This window comes from Streptomyces sp. NPDC058000 (genome assembly GCF_042886435.1).
GTDB lineage: Bacteria > Actinomycetota > Actinomycetes > Streptomycetales > Streptomycetaceae > Streptomyces.
This window is the reverse complement of record NZ_JBHVQS010000137.1, coordinates 1-1,426: the sequence shown is the minus strand read 5'-3', so window position 1 is coordinate 1,426 and position 1,426 is coordinate 1. Positions and strand designations below refer to the sequence as shown.

The following is a 1,426-nucleotide window of genomic DNA, read 5'->3' as shown; positions in this document are numbered from 1 at the left end:
CTGGGCTAGCTGGATTCGAACCAACGCATGACGGAGTCAAAGTCCGTTGCCTTACCGCTTGGCTATAGCCCAAAAATGGTGGAGGGGGGCAGATTCGAACTGCCGAACCCTGAGGGAGCGGATTTACAGTCCGCCGCGTTTAGCCACTTCGCTACCCCTCCGTATTTTTTTGAAAAACAGTGCCGGCCAGAGGACTTGAACCCCCAACCTACTGATTACAAGTCAGTTGCTCTACCAATTGAGCTACACCGGCAAATGGTGGCTCGGGACGGAATCGAACCGCCGACACACGGATTTTCAGTCCGTTGCTCTACCAACTGAGCTACCGAGCCTTTATTTAAAATGGCGGTCCGGACGGGACTCGAACCCGCGACCTCCTGCGTGACAGGCAGGCATTCTAACCAACTGAACTACCGGACCATTTTTTGGTTGCGGGGGCAGGATTTGAACCTGCGACCTTCGGGTTATGAGCCCGACGAGCTACCGAACTGCTCCACCCCGCGATGATCAAATTAATGAAAGATATATGGCGGAGGAAGAGGGATTCGAACCCCCGCGGGCTTTGACACCCCTGTCGGTTTTCAAGACCGATCCCTTCAGCCGGACTTGGGTATTCCTCCGTATAAGTGGTGGACCTTGTAGGACTCGAACCTACGACCGGACGGTTATGAGCCGTCTGCTCTAACCAACTGAGCTAAAGGTCCAATGGTAGCGGCGGAGGGGATCGAACCCCCGACCTCACGGGTATGAACCGTACGCTCTAGCCAGCTGAGCTACACCGCCAAAAAACAATTAAAATCAAGTGGAGCCTAGCGGGATCGAACCGCTGACCTCCTGCGTGCAAGGCAGGCGCTCTCCCAGCTGAGCTAAGGCCCCAAAATGGTCGGGAAGACAGGATTCGAACCTGCGACCCCTTGGTCCCAAACCATGTGCTCTACCAAGCTGAGCTACTTCCCGATTTCAAAAGTATTATGGCGCGCCCGAGAGGAGTCGAACCCCTAACCTTTTGATCCGTAGTCAAACGCTCTATCCAATTGAGCTACGGGCGCAATCAATTTCACAATATCCCGTTGGGATAAAATGGAGCGGAAGACGGGATTCGAACCCGCGACCCCCACCTTGGCAAGGTGATGTTCTACCACTGAACTACTTCCGCGTTTGGCAATGCGGATGAAGGGACTTGAACCCCCACGTCTGTAAAGACACTAGATCCTAATTCTAGCGCGTCTGCCAATTCCGCCACACCCGCGTGAAAAACATGGTGAGCCATGAAGGACTCGAACCTTCGACCCTCTGATTAAAAGTCAGATGCTCTACCAACTGAGCTAATGGCTCGCTCTAAAAGTGATTCAAAATTTTTAAATAAAATGGCTGGGCTAGCTGGATTCGAACCAACGCATGACGGAGTCAAAGTCCGTTGCCTTAC

General features: G+C 53.1%; 15 tRNA genes. All 15 read right to left on the bottom strand.

Annotated elements, in window-relative coordinates:
* Positions 1-72, bottom strand: a tRNA-Gln gene (locus tag ACFVT2_RS43385).
* A gap of 4 nt (positions 73-76) precedes the next feature.
* Positions 77-161, bottom strand: a tRNA-Tyr gene (locus ACFVT2_RS43380).
* Between the two features lie 19 nt (positions 162-180).
* Positions 181-253 (bottom strand) — tRNA-Thr (locus tag ACFVT2_RS43375).
* A 3-nt stretch (positions 254-256) separates the two neighbouring features.
* Positions 257-332: transfer RNA gene (locus tag ACFVT2_RS43370), tRNA-Phe, on the bottom strand.
* An 11-nt stretch (positions 333-343) separates the two neighbouring features.
* Positions 344-420: transfer RNA gene (locus ACFVT2_RS43365), tRNA-Asp, on the bottom strand.
* Between the two features lie 6 nt (positions 421-426).
* Positions 427-503: transfer RNA gene (locus ACFVT2_RS43360), tRNA-Met, on the bottom strand.
* A 24-nt stretch (positions 504-527) separates the two neighbouring features.
* Positions 528-620 (bottom strand) — tRNA-Ser (locus tag ACFVT2_RS43355).
* A 7-nt stretch (positions 621-627) separates the two neighbouring features.
* Positions 628-704: transfer RNA gene (locus ACFVT2_RS43350), tRNA-Ile, on the bottom strand.
* A 2-nt stretch (positions 705-706) separates the two neighbouring features.
* A tRNA-Met gene (locus tag ACFVT2_RS43345) sits at positions 707-783 on the bottom strand.
* A 20-nt stretch (positions 784-803) separates the two neighbouring features.
* Positions 804-876, bottom strand: a tRNA-Ala gene (locus ACFVT2_RS43340).
* Positions 877-880: 4 nt separating this feature from the next.
* Positions 881-957: transfer RNA gene (locus ACFVT2_RS43335), tRNA-Pro, on the bottom strand.
* A 15-nt stretch (positions 958-972) separates the two neighbouring features.
* Positions 973-1,049: transfer RNA gene (locus ACFVT2_RS43330), tRNA-Arg, on the bottom strand.
* A gap of 32 nt (positions 1,050-1,081) precedes the next feature.
* Positions 1,082-1,156 (bottom strand) — tRNA-Gly (locus tag ACFVT2_RS43325).
* Between the two features lie 9 nt (positions 1,157-1,165).
* Positions 1,166-1,249: transfer RNA gene (locus tag ACFVT2_RS43320), tRNA-Leu, on the bottom strand.
* Positions 1,250-1,259: 10 nt separating this feature from the next.
* Positions 1,260-1,335: transfer RNA gene (locus ACFVT2_RS43315), tRNA-Lys, on the bottom strand.
* Between the last annotated feature and the right edge of the window lie 91 nt (positions 1,336-1,426).